Genomic DNA, 15,035 nt, shown 5'->3' on the forward strand with positions numbered 1-15,035 from the left:
CGCTTCGTTGTCGCTCGGCCGACCCCGCACGACGGCGCCGGCCCGGACGAGCCGTTGCCGTCGTGGTGGCCGGACCAGCCGCCTGACCCCCACCCCGGTACCGGCCCGGACGAGCCGTTCCTGTGGTGCCCGGACCAGCCGCCGGTGGGGGTTGCCCGCGCCCCCCGGCCGGAGGCGCGCGGCTCAGCCCGTGGACGAGTTCGCCGCCGCCTCCAGGGCGGACTGGGTGACCGCTCCCGCGTAGATGGTGCCGTCCTGGGTGATCAGCACATTGACCAGGCGGGTGTGGAAGAGCGTGCCGGAGCCGAAGGAGCCCGTCACGTGCTTGCCGAAGCCTCCCAGTATCGAGCCGACGTCGGCCGGGCCGCCGGGCCTGCCGCCGTGCTTGCCGTTCTTGGCCTGCGCGTCCTTCCACGCCTTGGCGGAGTCGTTGTGCGCGGACCCGGGCGCGAGGGCGTCCTTGGTCTTGAAGACGGCCACCGTGTCCCAGCCCGAGCCCACGAACGTCGGGGCGCCGGAGCCGGGGGCGAACGCGGGCGCCTGCTCCTTGCCCTTGTCGGCGCCGCCCTCCGTGACCTTGACGCCCTTGCCCGGTGTGAAGTCGAAGGTGCTCGCGGCGGGCTTGGCGAAGCTCACCCGGGTGTAGCCGATCTCGACGATCGGCTTGCCGCCCGATGCAGCGTCCAGCGTGAACCGCAGCGGCACGCCCGTCTTCGCGTCGACCGCGATGCGCGCGGCGCCGATCGTGGTGTCGGACGCGTGCTGCGGGCGGACGACGAGGACGTAGGCGTTGTGGCCGGCGACGCGTGCCGTGCCGTCCGTCGTGATCGAGGCCTGGCCGTCGGCGGCCTGGATGATCTGCCGTGCGGCCGCCTGCGGGGTGGCCGGGAAGTCCTCGGGGAGCTGGTGGTCCTTCGCGGCGGGCGCCGAGGACGCGTCGTGGGCGGGCAGCGTCGCGTGGTACGCCTCGTTGGACGAGCTGTCGTACGCCCACACCTGCGTGCCGTTGTGGATCACGCTGTACTCGGCGGCGGGCTGGATGATGGAGACCTTCTGGCGGTCCGGGCCGTCGGCCGAGACGTGCAGGGTGTGGCTGCCGACCAGCAGCTGCACGAACTGGCGCTGCGGCTCGGCGCGCGAGGCGTCGGGCGAGCCCAGCGACGGCGGCGCGACGGCCCCGCCGAACAGGCTGCTGCCCGTCGTGGCGGACAGCGCCGAGGGCAGGCCCAGGTCGGTGGTGAACTTCACCGTCCCGTCCACCGTCCGGGTGTCGGACGCGGCGATCTTGGTGAGGATCTGCTCCGCCGAGAGCTTGGGCAGCGACGGGTCACCGCTGTCGGCGAGCGCGGGGACCAGGCTCACCGTCGCCGCCGTCACCCCCACGAGCGCGGCCGGTACGGCGTAGCGCAGTGCCTTGCGGCCGCGCCGCCCTCCCCCGTGCCCGTATTCTTCCGGCTGCTCGGGCCGAGCCGGCTGGATCAGTGCCATGACGTCTCTACCTCCGTTGTCAGCGGCGGTTTTGCAGGTCGCACTCGTCCACTCCCCCGGCCATTGTCGCCCGGTCCGCCCCGAAGTGGTGTGTATCCATTCCACCAATTCGGCCGTCCCGCCACATCAGCCCCCGGGGCCAACTCCGCGTACATCGGCGGGATGACGCAAGCCCTCCCGCGTACGCGTCCAGGAGTACCGGACCGCGCGTCGGCCCTGAGACCCCGTCAGCGAAGCCGCGGCTCAGCTCGCGCGGTCGACCGCCGCGTCGCACAGCCCGGCCAGCGCCTGCTTCGCCGGGCCCTCCGCCAGCGGGGCGAGCGCGGCGAGCGCCTCGGCGGCGTACCGCCGGGAGTCGGCGCGGGCCTGGTCGAGGGCGGGGTGGGCGCGCAGCAGGGCGAGGGCCTCGGCGTGCGGGGCGTCGGCGGACAGGTCGCCGTCGAGCAGTTCGTTGAGCCGGCGGTCCTCGGCGGAGATGTGCTGGCCGGTGGCGAGCGCCTGCGCGTACATCTTGCGGACGTGCAGCACGGGCAGCGTCGGAACGCCCTCGCGCAGGTCGGTGCCCGGGGTCTTGCCGGACTCGTGGTGGTCGCTGGTGATGTCGAGGACGTCGTCGGCGAGCTGGAAGGCGATGCCGATGCGCTCGCCGAACTGGGTCAGCGTGTGCACCACCGACTCGTCGGCGCCGGACATCATCGCGCCGAAGCGTCCGGACACCGCCATGAGGGAGCTGGTCTTGCCCGCGAGCACCTCCATGTAGTGGTCCAGCGGGTCGCGGCCGTCGCGCGGGCCGACGGTCTCCAGGATCTGGCCGGTCACGAGCCGTTCGAAGGCCTCGGCCTGCACCCGGACCGCCTCGGGGCCGAGGTCGGCGAGGATGTGGGAGGCGCGGGAGAAGAGGAAGTCGCCGGTCAGGACGGCCACCGAGTTGCCCCAGCGGGCGTTGGCGCTGCGCACCCCGCGGCGCGCGTCGGCCTCGTCCATGACGTCGTCGTGGTAGAGCGTGGCCAGGTGCGTCAGCTCGACGACGACGGCGGCGGGCACGACGCCGGGCGAGTGCGGGTCGCCGAACTGGGCGCCGAGCATCACCAGGAGTGGCCGGAAGCGCTTACCACCCGCCTGGAGCAGATGCCGGGCGGCGTCCGTGATGAAGGGGACGTCGCTCTTGGTGGCGTCGAGCAGTCCCTCCTCGACCGCCGCGAGTCCGGCCCTGAGGTCGGCATCGAGAGCGGCGTCCCACACGCTCAGCCCGAAGGGTGGCCCGACGACGTTCACGAGGGGTGCTCCTGTCGCTGATCTGGCTTGCGGCCCGGTCCTGAGGGGCGCTTCGCGGGCGGCTCCGCTGGCGCTGACGTGGTGCTCGGCTGGTCTTCCTTACACGGGCAGCCTAGCCGGTCGGCTGTGGATCACCGCCGGGGCATGGCCTTATCCGGGCACCGCGCGGGTCCGGGCCGGGCCGCGCACCGTACACCCGTACGCCCGCCTGCCCGAACCCCCGTCCGAACCCCCGTACGGGCGGGGCCCGCTCGCCCCGCTCCCGGCCCCGGCCCCGCCGTGCCGCCCGCGCCCGCCTCGCCGCACAGGCGGCCGTATGCCCGCGCGACGCGGCCGGCGTACACCCGGACGGCGGTACACAGCGCGGCCCGCGGGGAATGGCGCGGCATATCATCACGATGACGGCGTTCACCCGTAAATGTCCGAGCCGTCTCGGCGGGTGCGGCACAGGGCGCCGGAATCACTCACCCCGTGGCGAACGTTCACTGTCCCGTAAGACCGGCTCGTCACACAACGACCACACAACGACCTAAAATCACGGCAGCACCATGTGACATGTCCTCGCATCTGGGTAGACCCCAACGGGAAAAATCCCGGCGGCCCCCGCCGGGATCCGATCCCGCCGGAACCACCCACGAATCGCCGATGAGGAGGTGGATCGATGGCAGCCGAAGTGCTGGATCTGCTCGAAGAAGAAGCGGAAGCGCACGTCCAGGGCGTCTGCTTCAAGACCGGGCCGCCCGCGCGGACCGGGGTGGAGCTGGAGTGGCTCGTCCATGACGGCTCCGATCCGCACATGCTGATAACCCCCGACCGGCTGCGGGACGCGCTCGCCCCGGTCGACGTGCCCGGCGGTATGCCGCAGGGCAGCAGGATCACCCGCGAACCGGGCGGACAGGTGGAGCTCAGCTCCCGGCCCGCCGACTCGCTCAGCGCCTGTGTCGAGGCGATGGCCGCCGATGTCGCGGCCCTCCGCCGGGCGATGGACCGTGCCGGACTGGTCCTCGTCGGCCGCGGCCTCGACCCCTACCGCGACCCGCCCAGGATCCTGGACGAGCCGCGCTACGCGGCGATGGAGCGCTTCTTCGACCGCGACGGCCCGCACGGCCGGGCCATGATGCGCCGCACGGCGTCGCTCCAGGTCAACCTGGACGGCGGCGAGGACAACCACGGCATCACGGGCTACCGGCGGCGCTGGGAGCTGGCGCACCGGATCGGTCCGGTCATGGTCGCCGCCTTCGCCAACTCGCCGCTGCGCGACGGGCGTCCCACCGGCTGGGTCTCCGCCCGGCAGGCGAACTGGGCCGCGATGGACCCGGGCCGCACCCGGCAGCCCGCCCACCACGCCGACCCCCGGGCCGCCTGGTCCCGCTACGCGCTGGACGCACGCCTGCTGTGCGTACGCGACACGGGCGCCCCCGACCCGGCGGGCGGCGCCGCCGACTGGACCGCTCCCCCGGGGCTGACCTTCCGCGGCTGGCTGCGCGGCGGGGCCCCGTGGCTGCGCCGGCCGACGCTCGCCGACCTCGACTACCACCTCAGCACCCTCTTCCCCCCGGTCAGACCGCGCGGCTGGCTGGAACTGCGGATGACCGACGCCCAGGACGGCGACGACTGGATCGTCGCCACCGCGCTCGCGGCGACCCTGCTGGACGACCCCGTCGCCGCCGACGCCGCCTTCGCGGCCACCGAAGCGCTGTGCCAGGACCCCGCACAGCCGCTCCCCTCCGACGAGATCTGGCGGCGCGCCGCCCGGATCGGCCCCGCCGACCCGGAGATCGGCAAAGCCGTCCGCGCCTGCTTCTCGGCAGCGGAGAGCGCCCTTGTGCGCTCCGCCGCGCCCACGGCGCTGCGCACGGCGGTGACCGCCTTCGCCGAGCGCTACGCCGAGCGCGGCCGATGTCCCGCACACGACCAGTTGGACGCGCTGTCCCGCGTCTGACCTTCCGGAAGGTATGTCGTGACAAACCCTCGCACCACCGGCACGGCCTCGACCGAGGCAACTCCTGCCACTTCCGGCACTTCCAGCACTCACACCCCGGCCGCCGCACAGGCCCCGGCCGCACGGGCCCTCGACGCCCTGGAGACGGCCCGCCGCCGCACCCGGCTGCTGACCGACAGCGTCGACGAGGCGGACCTGGCCGCCCAGCACTCCCCGCTGATGTCCCCCCTGGTGTGGGACCTCGCGCACATCGGCAACCAGGAGGACCTCTGGCTGGTCCGCGAGGCCGGCGGGCGCCCCGGGCTGCGCCCCGACCTCGACCACGTCTACGACGCGTTCAGGACACCGCGCGCCGACCGCCCCGCGCTGCCGCTGCTGGGTCCCGACGCGGCGCGCGCGTACATCGCGGCCGTGCGCGAGCAGACCGCGGACGTCCTCGCGACCGTCGACACCTCGCCCGACCAGGGTGAACGGCTGCTCGCGGACGCGTTCGTCTTCGGCATGCTCGCGCAGCACGAGCAGCAGCACGACGAGACCATGCTCGCCACCCACCAGCTGCGCGTCGGACCGCCCGTGCTGGACGCGCCCGCGCCGCCGCCCGCGCCCGCCGACGCCGCGCTGCTGCCGCGCGAGGTGCACATACCCGGCGGCCCCTTCACCATGGGCACCAGCACCGAGCCCTGGGCCCTGGACAACGAACTGCCCGCGCACCAGGTCGAGGTGCCGGGCTTCTGGCTCGACACGGTGCCGGTCACGAACGGCGCGTACGCCGAGTTCATCGCCGCGGGCGGCTACGACGACCCGGTGTGGTGGACGCCCGAGGGCTGGCGGCACGTGCGCGAGGCGAACCTCGTCGCGCCGCTGTTCTGGGAGCGCGACGGCGAGGGCTGGACGCGCCGGGTCTTCGGCCGCACCGAACCGGTCGTCGCCGACGAGCCCGTGGTGCACGTCTGCTGGTACGAGGCCGACGCCTACGCCCGCTGGGCCGGGCGGCGGCTGCCGACCGAGGCGGAGTGGGAGAAGGCGGCCCGGCACGATCCGGCCACCGGCCGCTCCCGCCGCTACCCGTGGGGCGACGCCGACCCCGGCCCGGACCACGCCAACCTCGGCCAGCGGCACCTGCGCCCTGCCCCCGCGGGCAGCTACCCCGGGGGCGCGGCGCCCAGCGGCGCCCGGCAGCTCATGGGCGACGTGTGGGAGTGGACGTCCTCGGACTTCGCGCCCTACCCCGGATTCGCGGCCTTCCCCTACAAGGAATACTCCGAGGTGTTCTTCGGCCCCGACTACAAGGTGCTGCGCGGCGGCGCGTTCGGCGTCTCACCGGTCGTGGCGCGCGGCACCTTCCGCAACTGGGACTACCCGATCCGCCGGCAGATCTTCTCCGGCTTCCGCACGGCGCGCGACGAAGCCACGACGACGCCCACCGGGCAGGCCTGATGTGCCGTCATCTGGCCTACGCCGGGTCGCCGTTGCCGCTGGCGCGGCTGCTGGTACGGCCCGCGGGCGGGCTGTACGAGCAGTCGTGGCGGCCGCGCCGGCAGCGGCACGGCACCGTCAACGCCGACGGCTTCGGCGTGGGTTGGTACCCCCTCGACGCGGAGGACGGCGACGGCTTCGTGCGGCCCGCCCGCTACCGGCGGGCGCTGCCCGTGTGGGCGGACGCCAACTTCGCCGAACTGGCGGACGCGATCCGCAGCGGGACCGTCCTGGCCGCGGTGCGCTCCGCGACGGAAGGCACGACGCAGGAGGAGACGGCGGCCGCGCCCTTCCGCGACCGGCACTGGCTCTTCAGCCACAACGGGGCCGTCCCGGACTGGACCCGGCTGCCGACCGGGCTGAGCGAGGCCGAACTCCTCGGCCTGGAGACCCGCAGCGACTCGGGGGTGCTGTGGGCGATGGTCGCCACCCGGCTGCGCCAGGGCCAGCCGCCGGGCGGCGCGCTCGTGTCCGTCGTCCGGGAGGTCGCCGCCGCCCGGCCCGGCGCGCGGCTCAACTTCCTGGCCACGGACGGCCGCACCATCGCGGCCACCGCGTGGGGCGACACCCTCTGGTACCGCACGGGGGCGGGCGCGGTGCTCGTCGCCTCCGAGCCCGACGACGAACCCGCCGGGCCGCACGCCGACGCGTACGGCTCGGGCGCCGGGTTCGGCGAATGGCGGGAAGTCCCCGACCGTTCGCTGCTGCTGGCCACCACCGCAGGAGTACGGATCATCCCGCTGCGCCCCCCGGGGACCGCCGCCGACCGCAAGGAGCGTGACCACATGCCCGCGCAGAAGAGCCGCTTCACCCTCGACGACCGGCTGCCCGCCGACTACTTCACCGAATCGCTGCACGCCGACGTCCGCAAGGGCCTCACCGACGCGCCGCGCACGCTGCCGCCCAAGTGGTTCTACGACAAGCGCGGCAGCGACCTGTTCGAGGAGATCACCCGGCTGCCCGAGTACTACCCGACGCGCGCCGAGCAGGAGATCCTCGTCCGCCGCGCCCCCGAGATCGCCGCGATCACCCGCGCGGCCACCCTCGTCGAACTCGGCTCCGGCTCCTCCCGCAAGACCCGGCTGCTGCTCGACGCGCTCACCGCAGGTGGCACGCTGCGGCGTTACGCCCCGCTCGACGTCAGCTCGGCGGCCCTCGCCGAGGCGGGCGAGGCCATCTGCCGCGACTACCCCGGCCTCACCGTGAGCGCGACCGTCGCCGACTTCGAGGGCGGCCTGCCGCTGTCGGACGAGCCCGGCCCGCGCCTGCTGGCCTTCCTCGGCAGCACCATCGGCAACTTCGACGCCACCCAGCGCCAGGCCTTCTACCGCACCCTCGCGCTCTCCCTCACCAGCGACGACGTACTGCTGCTCGGCGCCGACCTGGTCAAGGACCCGAAGGTGCTCGTGCGGGCGTACGACGACGCGCAGGGCGTCACCGCGGAGTTCAACAAGAACGTCCTGCACGTGCTCAACCGGGAGCTGGGGGCCGACTTCGACCCCGACGCCTTCGAGCACGTCGCGCTCTGGAACGCCGACGAGGAGCGCATCGAGATGCGGTTGCGCTCGCGCGCGGCGCAGTCCGTGAAGATCCCGGGCGTGGACCTGGGCCTCTCGCTGGCCGCGGGCGAGGAGGTGCGCACGGAGCTGTCCTGCAAGTTCCGCCGCGAGTCCCTCACGGAGGAGCTGCACGTCGGGGGCTTCACCGTACGGCAGTGGTGGACCGACCCGGACGAGCGGTTCGCGCTGCTGCTGGCGGTGCCCAACTAGATTCTGCGGGGCACGCGTTCGGGAGAGCGCGTGCCCCGCACCTGCTCAGATCCCCTTGCCGCCGAACCGGGTCACCGCGGACTCGACCGCCCGGGTCAGCGGGTCGGAGGGGCCGAGGGTGGCGACCGCCCGGCTCAGGGCCTCGCGCAACGTCGGGAGGGCGAGGGCAGGACTGTCGTGGAACCTCTCGAAGGCGGCGGCCAGTTCGCGGTGGACGTGGACCAGCTCGTCGGCGAGCGGCGGTGAGAGGTCGCAATAGGCGGCGACGGTCTTTCGGGACAGGGCCAGGAACGCGGACAGGCCCGACTCCGCTGCCAGGCGCGCCAGTTCGGTGCGGGTCGGCACCGCGAGCGCGCGTCCCGTACCGGTCAGCGGCCGGGTCTCGACGTGGGAGAGCGCCCGCTCGGCGAGGAGCACGGCGGTGCGCGGGTCGCCGTACTGGAGCAGATGGCGGGCGGCACGGGAGAAGAGCCGCACGGTGTGCTCGCCGTCCTCCTGGAGCGGCACCGCGGCGGACAGTGCCACGACGTGCCCGGCCAGTTCCGTCGCACCCGGCGCGTGGCGCGGGCGGTGCGGGGGCAGCACCTCCTCGTAGGCGCCGAGCAGCATCACCTCGGCGAGCTTCCTGCCGCGGGTGTCCCGGATCCCCTGCTGCCCCGGCGCCAGGAACACCTCGCGGCGGCCCCAGCTGACGCCCAGCGAACGGCTCTCGCTCAGCGAGCCCAGCGCCGCGCTCAACCGGCCTGCGGGCCACAGCACTTCGAGCAGGTCGAAGGACACCACGCGGGCCAGCCACGGCAGCATCCGGAGCAGGTCGTCGAGGACCTCCCCGGGCAGGCTCCCCGACACGCGCTCGTACGGATCCGGCACCTGCCGGGGCGCGGACCGCGTGGGCATTTTCGGCGGCCAGGGAGTCCGGGGCGGACGGAACGGCGCGGGGGTGATGTCGAGCGGACGCGTGACCGGGCCGGGAGCCGGACCCGGGCCGATCCGGATCTCCGGGAAGCCGTGGCCCGCGAGCTGGTCGCCCAGGGCCAGCACCAGCAGGCCGCGGCCGGAGGGCGGCAGCAGTTCGTCCTCGCAGTCCTCCAGGACGACCAGCACGGGGGCCTCGTCCCGGCGGGCGGAGACGGCGGGGGACGGGTGGACGACGCGGCGGTACCAGAACACGCGGGAGAAGTCCTCCCGGTGCTCGACCGCGAAGGCGGCGGCGACGGCCCGCGGCCCGCCCGCCGCTCCGCGCAGCACGAGCGTGCCCGAGGCGTACGCCCGGTCGGGCAGCGCGGCCCGTTCCACCTCCCGCAGGGCGTCCGTCTCGTCGAGCGTCATCCCGGCGGGTGCCTCGGGCGGGGTGAGGTCGCGTTCGGTGTTCGGCGGCTCATGCCGCAGGTACACGGGCTCGGTGGGGAGCGGGGGGATGCTGTCGGGGGACACAGGGGCGGCGGGGGGCTCCGTGGTGCCCAAGGGCCTGACGGGCCGCCCCGGGCGGTTCAGGTCCGTCTCCGGGGAGCCGAGGGCGGCGAAGAAGGCGTCCTCGAGGAGGAGCCCGGGAACGGTGAGCATGGTGAGACGGTCGGTCCCGCCGGGGGCCGCGGGGGACCGCAGAACGATGCCGCACAGCGCGGGCCCGTCGAAGACCGCGGCTCCGTTCAGCGCCCCGGATTCCCGCATTCCGTACGCGTCAAGTGTGACGTGGTAGGTGATCGGCCCTCCGGGTCCCTCCTCCAGCGGGCGCACCGTCGTGAGGTCCAGGAGGGGGTAGAAGTACCTCGCGCCCGGCGCCAGCGGCCCTGCCACCCTGCGCGGCGGGTGTCCGGCGAACGCCGCGTAGGCCACGCGGACCGCGAAGGGCGTGGAGGGATGCGCCGCGTTCCTCACATGGCCGAACAGCAGCGGCGGGACACGGTAGCGCGCCGCGATCGGCGCACTGATCCGGTACAGCAGCGCCTGTCCGCTCACGGCCACCAGGCGCGCGGGAGTCCTGTCGTCGTCGTGATGGATCGTGGTGACGGTGACCGTGGGGCGCGGACCGCTGTCGGCGGACCCCCCTTCACGCGCGGTGAGGATCATGCCGTCGGCGACCAGGTAGCCCGACGTGCACGCGACGCCGTCCTCCTCCCACACCGCCACCACGTACCGCTCCGCCGGGTGCGGCGGCAGCCCGGCGTGCGGGTCCGGCTCCTGCGCCGGGGCGGGCAGTTCCGCGAACGGTGCGGCCTCGCGCGGCAGCGCCAGCGTGCCCGTGCGCGTCGCGATCAGCGCCGGGAAGTCGGGGGCGCGGCCCAGGCGCGGGGTCAGGAAGGCGGTGACCGCGTCGACCGTGCGGCGGGCGTCGGTGGCCCGGACGGCCGTCCGCAGCAGGCCGCGGACCTCGGGGGCGAAGGTGTAGGTGTCGAAGCCCGCGAGCGGCGCGTCCACCCGCATGAGGCCGCTCAGCATCACCTCGGCCAGGCACGACGGGCTCGTGCCCGGCAGCGCGGCGGACTGGACGACGCGCATGACGGGGAGGGTGAGCGGGTCGACGGAGGCGAGGTGGGCGGCGAGTTCGTACGCCTCGGGGCTGACCGTCTCCTGGAAGGCGCGCAGGCGTTCGGCGGGGTCAACGGCGCGCGTGGGGGCGGGTGTCGGGGAGGCCGGGGCGGCCGCGTCCACGACGTGGAGGTACGCGCTGCCGCCGTGCGACGCGATCAGGGACGCCCACGGGCCGAGGGACCAGTCGCCCAGTTCCAGGACGGGGACGGGCAGTTCGAGGGGTTGGGCGAGATGCGCGGGGAGCCACGGGTCGTACGCGCGCAGCAGGTGGTTGGCGGGGGCGGGGCGGCCGCTGCGGACGCGGAGGCGTTCGGCGGGGAGGGCCGTGCCCTGCCAGAGGCGCAGCGGCAGCGGCTGGAGGACGGCGGTGGGGGCCTTGCGGGCCCAGGCGGCGAGGGTGCGGTGGGCGGCGCCGGAACGCCACGCGGGACCGACGCCGTCGGTGACGGCGAGCACGGCGGTGCGATTGCCGTCCACGACGGCGGAGTTGACGGGGGTGGTCGCGAAGCCGACGCGGCGGACCGTGCGGAAGATGCCGGACGTGCCGAGCACGCGGGCGAGTTCGGCGAGGGTGTCCCGCCACACGCTGAGGGCGATCCCGTCGTCCACGGCGAGGACGAGATCGAGCCAGCGGGCCCGCTCCGGGCGCAGGACGACATCTGGCCCGCCGCTCTCGGCGATGGCCTCGGCGGTCGCGGACTCGTCGAGCTCGAAGCGGTGGAGGGAGGAGACCCGGCGCTTGAGCGGGCGCAACGCCCTCACGACGTGCAGAGGGTTGGGCAGGCCGGGCACGCCGGGGACGCGGACGGGCGCGGCCCCGCGGCCGGGGCGGGCGTCGGCGAGGGCGTAGACGGGGCGGGGGCGCGGGGCGGCGGGCCCGGTGGCCGGTGCGGGCAAGGGCTTACGCGGGGGCTCGGGGGTGGGGGCGGGCCGGACCGGCAGGGGCAGCATCAGGGCGTTGTCCGGCCGGGGCGGGGTCCCGGAGCCGGAGTGGACGGGCCCGGCGTATCCGGGCTCGGGCGGCCGTTCCGTCCACGGGGGCGGTGCGGGGAGCGGGCTCGGCGCCACCGGCTCGGGGACACCCTGTGCGAGGGCCAGCCACAGCACGTCGGCCAACTCGCCCGGTGTCAGGTCGATTCCGGCGCCGCCGAGTATGTCGTGGAGCTGCTGGACGGAGCCGCTCCCCCCGGTGCCGGGCGGCGGCTCCACCCGTGCGGACCTGCCCGCGCGGGAGTTCCCCGTGACACCGACGCGGACGGCTCCCCCGGGCGGCGGTCCCAGCCGCCCCCCCGCGACGGGCGTCCTGTCGTGGTCGGCGAACGGCGGGCCGGGCAGGCTCCGCCCCGGGTCACCGCCCTCCCCGGTCGTGGAGTTCACGCAGCACCGCCTCCCGCAGGTGGCGCTCGTCGGGCCGGACGCCCTGCCGCAACAGGTGCACGGCGTGCAGGAGTTGGTCGGTGGCGAGGCCCCCGAGGTCGCGGCGGGCGACGAAGTTCTCGATCAGCAGCTCGATCGCGGGCCAGTGCGCCGCGAGCGCGTCGGGCCCAGCCTCGGCGAAGTGCGCGCGGACGATGTCCTGGAGCCGGCGCGGGCCCGGGTCGGGCAGTTCCAGCCGGACGCAGCGGCGCAGGAAGGCGGCCGGGAACTCGCGCTCGCCGTTGCTGGTCATGACCACGAGCGGGAAGTCGGCGCAGCGCACGCTGCCGCGGTGGACGGTGACGCGTTCGTGCGAGCCCTCGGTGAGGACGGGGACACCCTGCGGGCTCTCGGGCAGCCGGGCCAGCTCCGGGACGGTGAACTCGCCTTCCTCCAGGACGTGGAGAAGGTCGTTGGGCAGATCGACGTCGCTCTTGTCCAGCTCGTCGATGAGCAGGAGCCGGGGGCGGCCCTCGTGGCGGGTGGCGAGCGCGGTGCCGAGCGGGCCGAGCCGTACGTAACTGCCCACGCCGGTCGTCGCGTCGGCGCCGTCCCCTGGCTCGGCCCGGCCGCCGTCGCCGCGCAGCCGGCCGATCGCGTCGTAGCGGTAGAGCGCGTCGGTGAGCGTGGAGCGGGTGTTGACCGGCCACACCAGGACGGGCCCGAGGCCCAGTTCGTCGGCGACGGCGTAGGCGAGCGAGGTCTTGCCCGTGCCCGGGTTGCCCGTCACCAGCAGTGGCCGGCGCAGCCGCAGTGCCGCGTTGACGACCTCGACCTGCTCGGGCCCGATCAGATACGGCCGCGCGGCGCGGGGGGTGCCGTCCTTCCGGACCTGCCGCCACGGCGGCGGCTCGGGCAGCGGGACGCCGTCGGCGTAGCGCTCGCCGGTGCCGCGGAAGAGGCGTTCACGGGCGGGCCGGGCGTCGGCGGGGCCGCCACCGGGGGTGGGCGCGGCGGGCTCGTCGGGTACTGCGGGGGTGCCGGTCACGGAGCACCGCCTTCCGGGGCGTCGTCGGGTCGGAACGGGACTGTGAGGATGCTCAGTTGAGGGGGACGGGTTCGGTCAGGCCCGCCCCGCGGGGGTCCCAGCGGGGGTCCTCCCAGAGCAGGGCGAGGTGGGCGCCGAGCTTGCGGTCGTCGTTGCGGGCCTTGACGCGGCGGCGCCGCACCTCCTCGCGCAGGGAGCCCCGCCAGTCGTGGCCGACGAGTTCGAGCAGCGGGCCCGCGTCGCCGTCGCCCTGCCGGTGCCACAGCACGACCGGCACACCGTGGTGCCGGCACAGCCGCACGACCTGGTCGATGTGGGCGGGCGCGCAGGCGGCGAGGACGAGTGCGGCGTCGAGGTCCTCACCCAGCAGTTCGTCGGCGTCGTCCGCGTCGCCGACGACACTCGCGGCCGAACCGAGGCTGCCCCAGCGGCGTTCCCACGGGCCGCGCGTGGGCCGCCGCTGGCCGCGCAGCACCACCACGTGGTCCAGGCCGAGCATGCGCGGGCCCACCTCCGGCACGGGGAGGGGCCAGCGGTCGAAGGGCAGCCCGAAGGAGCCGTGCTCCAGCAGGAACTCCACGCCCGCGTTCTGCCCCTGGTCGGCCAGGGTCCTTACCGCGTCGGCGAGTTCGGCGCACATGTCGGTGTGGCGGCGCGGGGTGTCCTGCGCGGACCAGGTGTTCAGCAGGCGGTCGTCGCCGCCGTAGAGGCGGATGACGTAGCTGAAGGCGTCCCGGCCGCGCTCCCACAGCCACACCCGCAGCACCGGCAGCGCGCGGCCGCGCGTCCGGGCGCGGGCCCGCGCGTCGGCCCTGACCTGCTCCAGCGCCCCCGGCCGCACCCGCAGCCGGGCGGCGACCCGGCTGCTCCACTCGTGCAGCTCCGCCCGCAGGTCGGCCCGCAGCGCCGCCGTCTCCTCCACCACCTGGAGCAGCGGCGGCATCACCCCGGGGTCGGCGGCGCGGTCCTCCAACTGGTCCAGCAGCGCGGCCGTGTCCGGCAACCGGTCGGCGTACAGAGGCAGATACGGTACGGCCGCGCGCGCCGCGGCGAGGACGTCCGGCAGCGGTACGGCGGCGAGCAGCGCGCCGAGCCGGGTGTGGTCGTCGGGGCCGAGCAGCCGCACGGGCGAGCCGCTCGCCACCGCGTCCGCCAACACCCTTTCGAACGGCCCCGCTTCGGGCGCGGCCGGATCGGCGAACGCGTCCCGCAGGGCGGGCAGCCCGCGCGGGTGGGCCAGCGCGGCATCGGCGGCCGCGTGCGCGGTGCGCGGCGGCCCGCCGGGCAGGCGCAGCGCCCACGCCAGCAACTCCGCGCCCCGGAGGTGGCGTTCGGGCGAGAGAGCGCCCAGGGCCCCGGTGAGCCGGGTGTGCAGCCACGCGTCGTGCGGGGTACGCGGGCCGACCGGTCCAAGACCCGCACCGGCCAGCAGCGCACGCACGGCGCCGGGCCCGATGGCGTAGTAGCGGCGGAACTCGTTCTCGACGCTCACCATGACGCCGACGAGCGCGCCCGCCGCGGAATCCCACAGGGGTCCGCCGCTGTAGCCGCGCCGGACGGCGAGCTGGGCGCTGCCCGGGTCGAGCAGCAGCCAGGGGCCGAGGGCCTTCTGCACGTGCACGTCGACGGCGGTGCGCCCGTCACCGCTCGCGTACCAGGCCCACGCCTTGCCGCCGAAGGGCGCCTCGCCGAGCCGTACCGGGGCGGTGGCGGGGGCGTCCGCGGGAAGCCGCAGCAGGGCCAGGTCGCCGTCCCACACCCCCGTGCGGGCCGCCGCGCGCGGCGCGTCCCACCGGACGAGCGTGGGCCGGTGGCGGCCCGGTCCGGCCGCGGGCAGGACGAGCGCGACGCCCGCGAGGTCGGCGTCCGCGGGTTCCGCGGCGGCCAGCCGGTCCCGGCCGAGGGCGGCGTTGACGACGTGCGCGCAGGTGAGGACGACCCCCTCGGCCACGACCACTCCGGCGCCCACGGCCACCCCGTCGGCGGCCGAGCACACCGCGACCCAGGCGGCGCGCACGGGGGCGTCGGGGTCGTCAGCCCCGGTGTCGTGGAAGGCTGTTGGATACGCACGACCGTCCTCCACCCCCGTCGAGGACCCGGCCGCGACGGGCGAGGGCCACCCCGCGAGAGCGGGCCTCGCGGGCGGCAC

8 protein-coding genes and 1 pseudogene are annotated in these 15,035 nt (G+C 75.3%); 4 read left to right on the forward strand and 5 right to left on the reverse strand.

Features of this window, described 5'->3' with window-relative positions:
* Nucleotides 1–183: 183 nt before the first annotated feature.
* Nucleotides 184–1,488: a LolA family protein gene (locus tag ACWERV_RS18255; RefSeq protein ID WP_452933994.1), complete on the reverse strand. Its 1,305-nt coding sequence runs from the start codon at nt 1,486–1,488 to the stop codon at nt 184–186.
* A 243-nt stretch (nt 1,489–1,731) separates the two neighbouring features.
* Entirely contained in the window at nt 1,732–2,763 is a 1,032-nt protein-coding gene (locus ACWERV_RS18260; protein WP_398185667.1) for a polyprenyl synthetase family protein, read from the reverse strand.
* Nucleotides 2,764–3,424: 661 nt separating this feature from the next.
* Between ACWERV_RS18260 and egtA the strand changes: the two genes are divergently transcribed.
* From egtA to egtD, 4 genes and pseudogenes are all read left to right on the forward strand, one after another.
* Entirely contained in the window at nt 3,425–4,705 is a 1,281-nt protein-coding gene (egtA, locus tag ACWERV_RS18265; protein ID WP_452933996.1) for an ergothioneine biosynthesis glutamate--cysteine ligase EgtA, read from the forward strand.
* 18 nt (nt 4,706–4,723) lie between these two features.
* Nucleotides 4,724–6,142, forward strand: coding sequence for an ergothioneine biosynthesis protein EgtB (gene egtB / locus ACWERV_RS18270; protein ID WP_452933999.1), 1,419 nt, complete (start codon nt 4,724–4,726; stop codon nt 6,140–6,142).
* A pseudogene (gene egtC / locus ACWERV_RS18275) lies at nt 6,142–6,864 on the forward strand (ergothioneine biosynthesis protein EgtC); the annotation flags it as partial. The gene egtB and the pseudogene egtC, both read left to right, overlap by 1 nt.
* Nucleotides 6,865–6,966: 102 nt before the next feature.
* Nucleotides 6,967–7,950: an L-histidine N(alpha)-methyltransferase gene (gene egtD / locus ACWERV_RS18280; RefSeq protein WP_452934088.1), complete on the forward strand. Its 984-nt coding sequence runs from the start codon at nt 6,967–6,969 to the stop codon at nt 7,948–7,950.
* 45 nt (nt 7,951–7,995) lie between these two features.
* Here the strand turns inward: egtD and ACWERV_RS18285 are convergent, their stop codons facing one another.
* From ACWERV_RS18285 to ACWERV_RS18295, 3 genes are read right to left on the reverse strand one after another with little or no spacing between them, the layout of a single operon-like run.
* Nucleotides 7,996–11,859, reverse strand: coding sequence for an SAV_2336 N-terminal domain-related protein (locus ACWERV_RS18285; protein WP_452934001.1), 3,864 nt, complete (start codon nt 11,857–11,859; stop codon nt 7,996–7,998).
* Nucleotides 11,831–12,886 carry an AAA family ATPase gene (locus tag ACWERV_RS18290; RefSeq protein ID WP_452934004.1) on the reverse strand — a complete coding sequence of 352 codons (1,056 nt, stop codon included), beginning with the start codon at nt 12,884–12,886 and terminating at the stop codon, nt 11,831–11,833. Before ACWERV_RS18290 ends, ACWERV_RS18285 begins: the two co-directional genes overlap by 29 nt.
* Before the next feature lie 52 nt (nt 12,887–12,938).
* Nucleotides 12,939–14,969, reverse strand: coding sequence for a VMAP-C domain-containing protein (locus ACWERV_RS18295; protein ID WP_452934007.1), 2,031 nt, complete (start codon nt 14,967–14,969; stop codon nt 12,939–12,941).
* Between the last annotated feature and the right edge of the window lie 66 nt (nt 14,970–15,035).

Source organism: Streptomyces sp. NPDC004031, assembly GCF_053604375.1.

Coding starts and splice junctions, on each gene's coding strand:
- ACWERV_RS18255 (WP_452933994.1), bottom strand. CDS start 1,488: ATGGCACTGATCCAGCCGGCTCGGCCCGAGCAGCCGGAAGAATACGGG.
- egtA (WP_452933996.1), top strand. CDS start 3,425: ATGGCAGCCGAAGTGCTGGATCTGCTCGAAGAAGAAGCGGAAGCGCAC.
- egtD (WP_452934088.1), top strand. CDS start 6,967: ATGCCCGCGCAGAAGAGCCGCTTCACCCTCGACGACCGGCTGCCCGCC.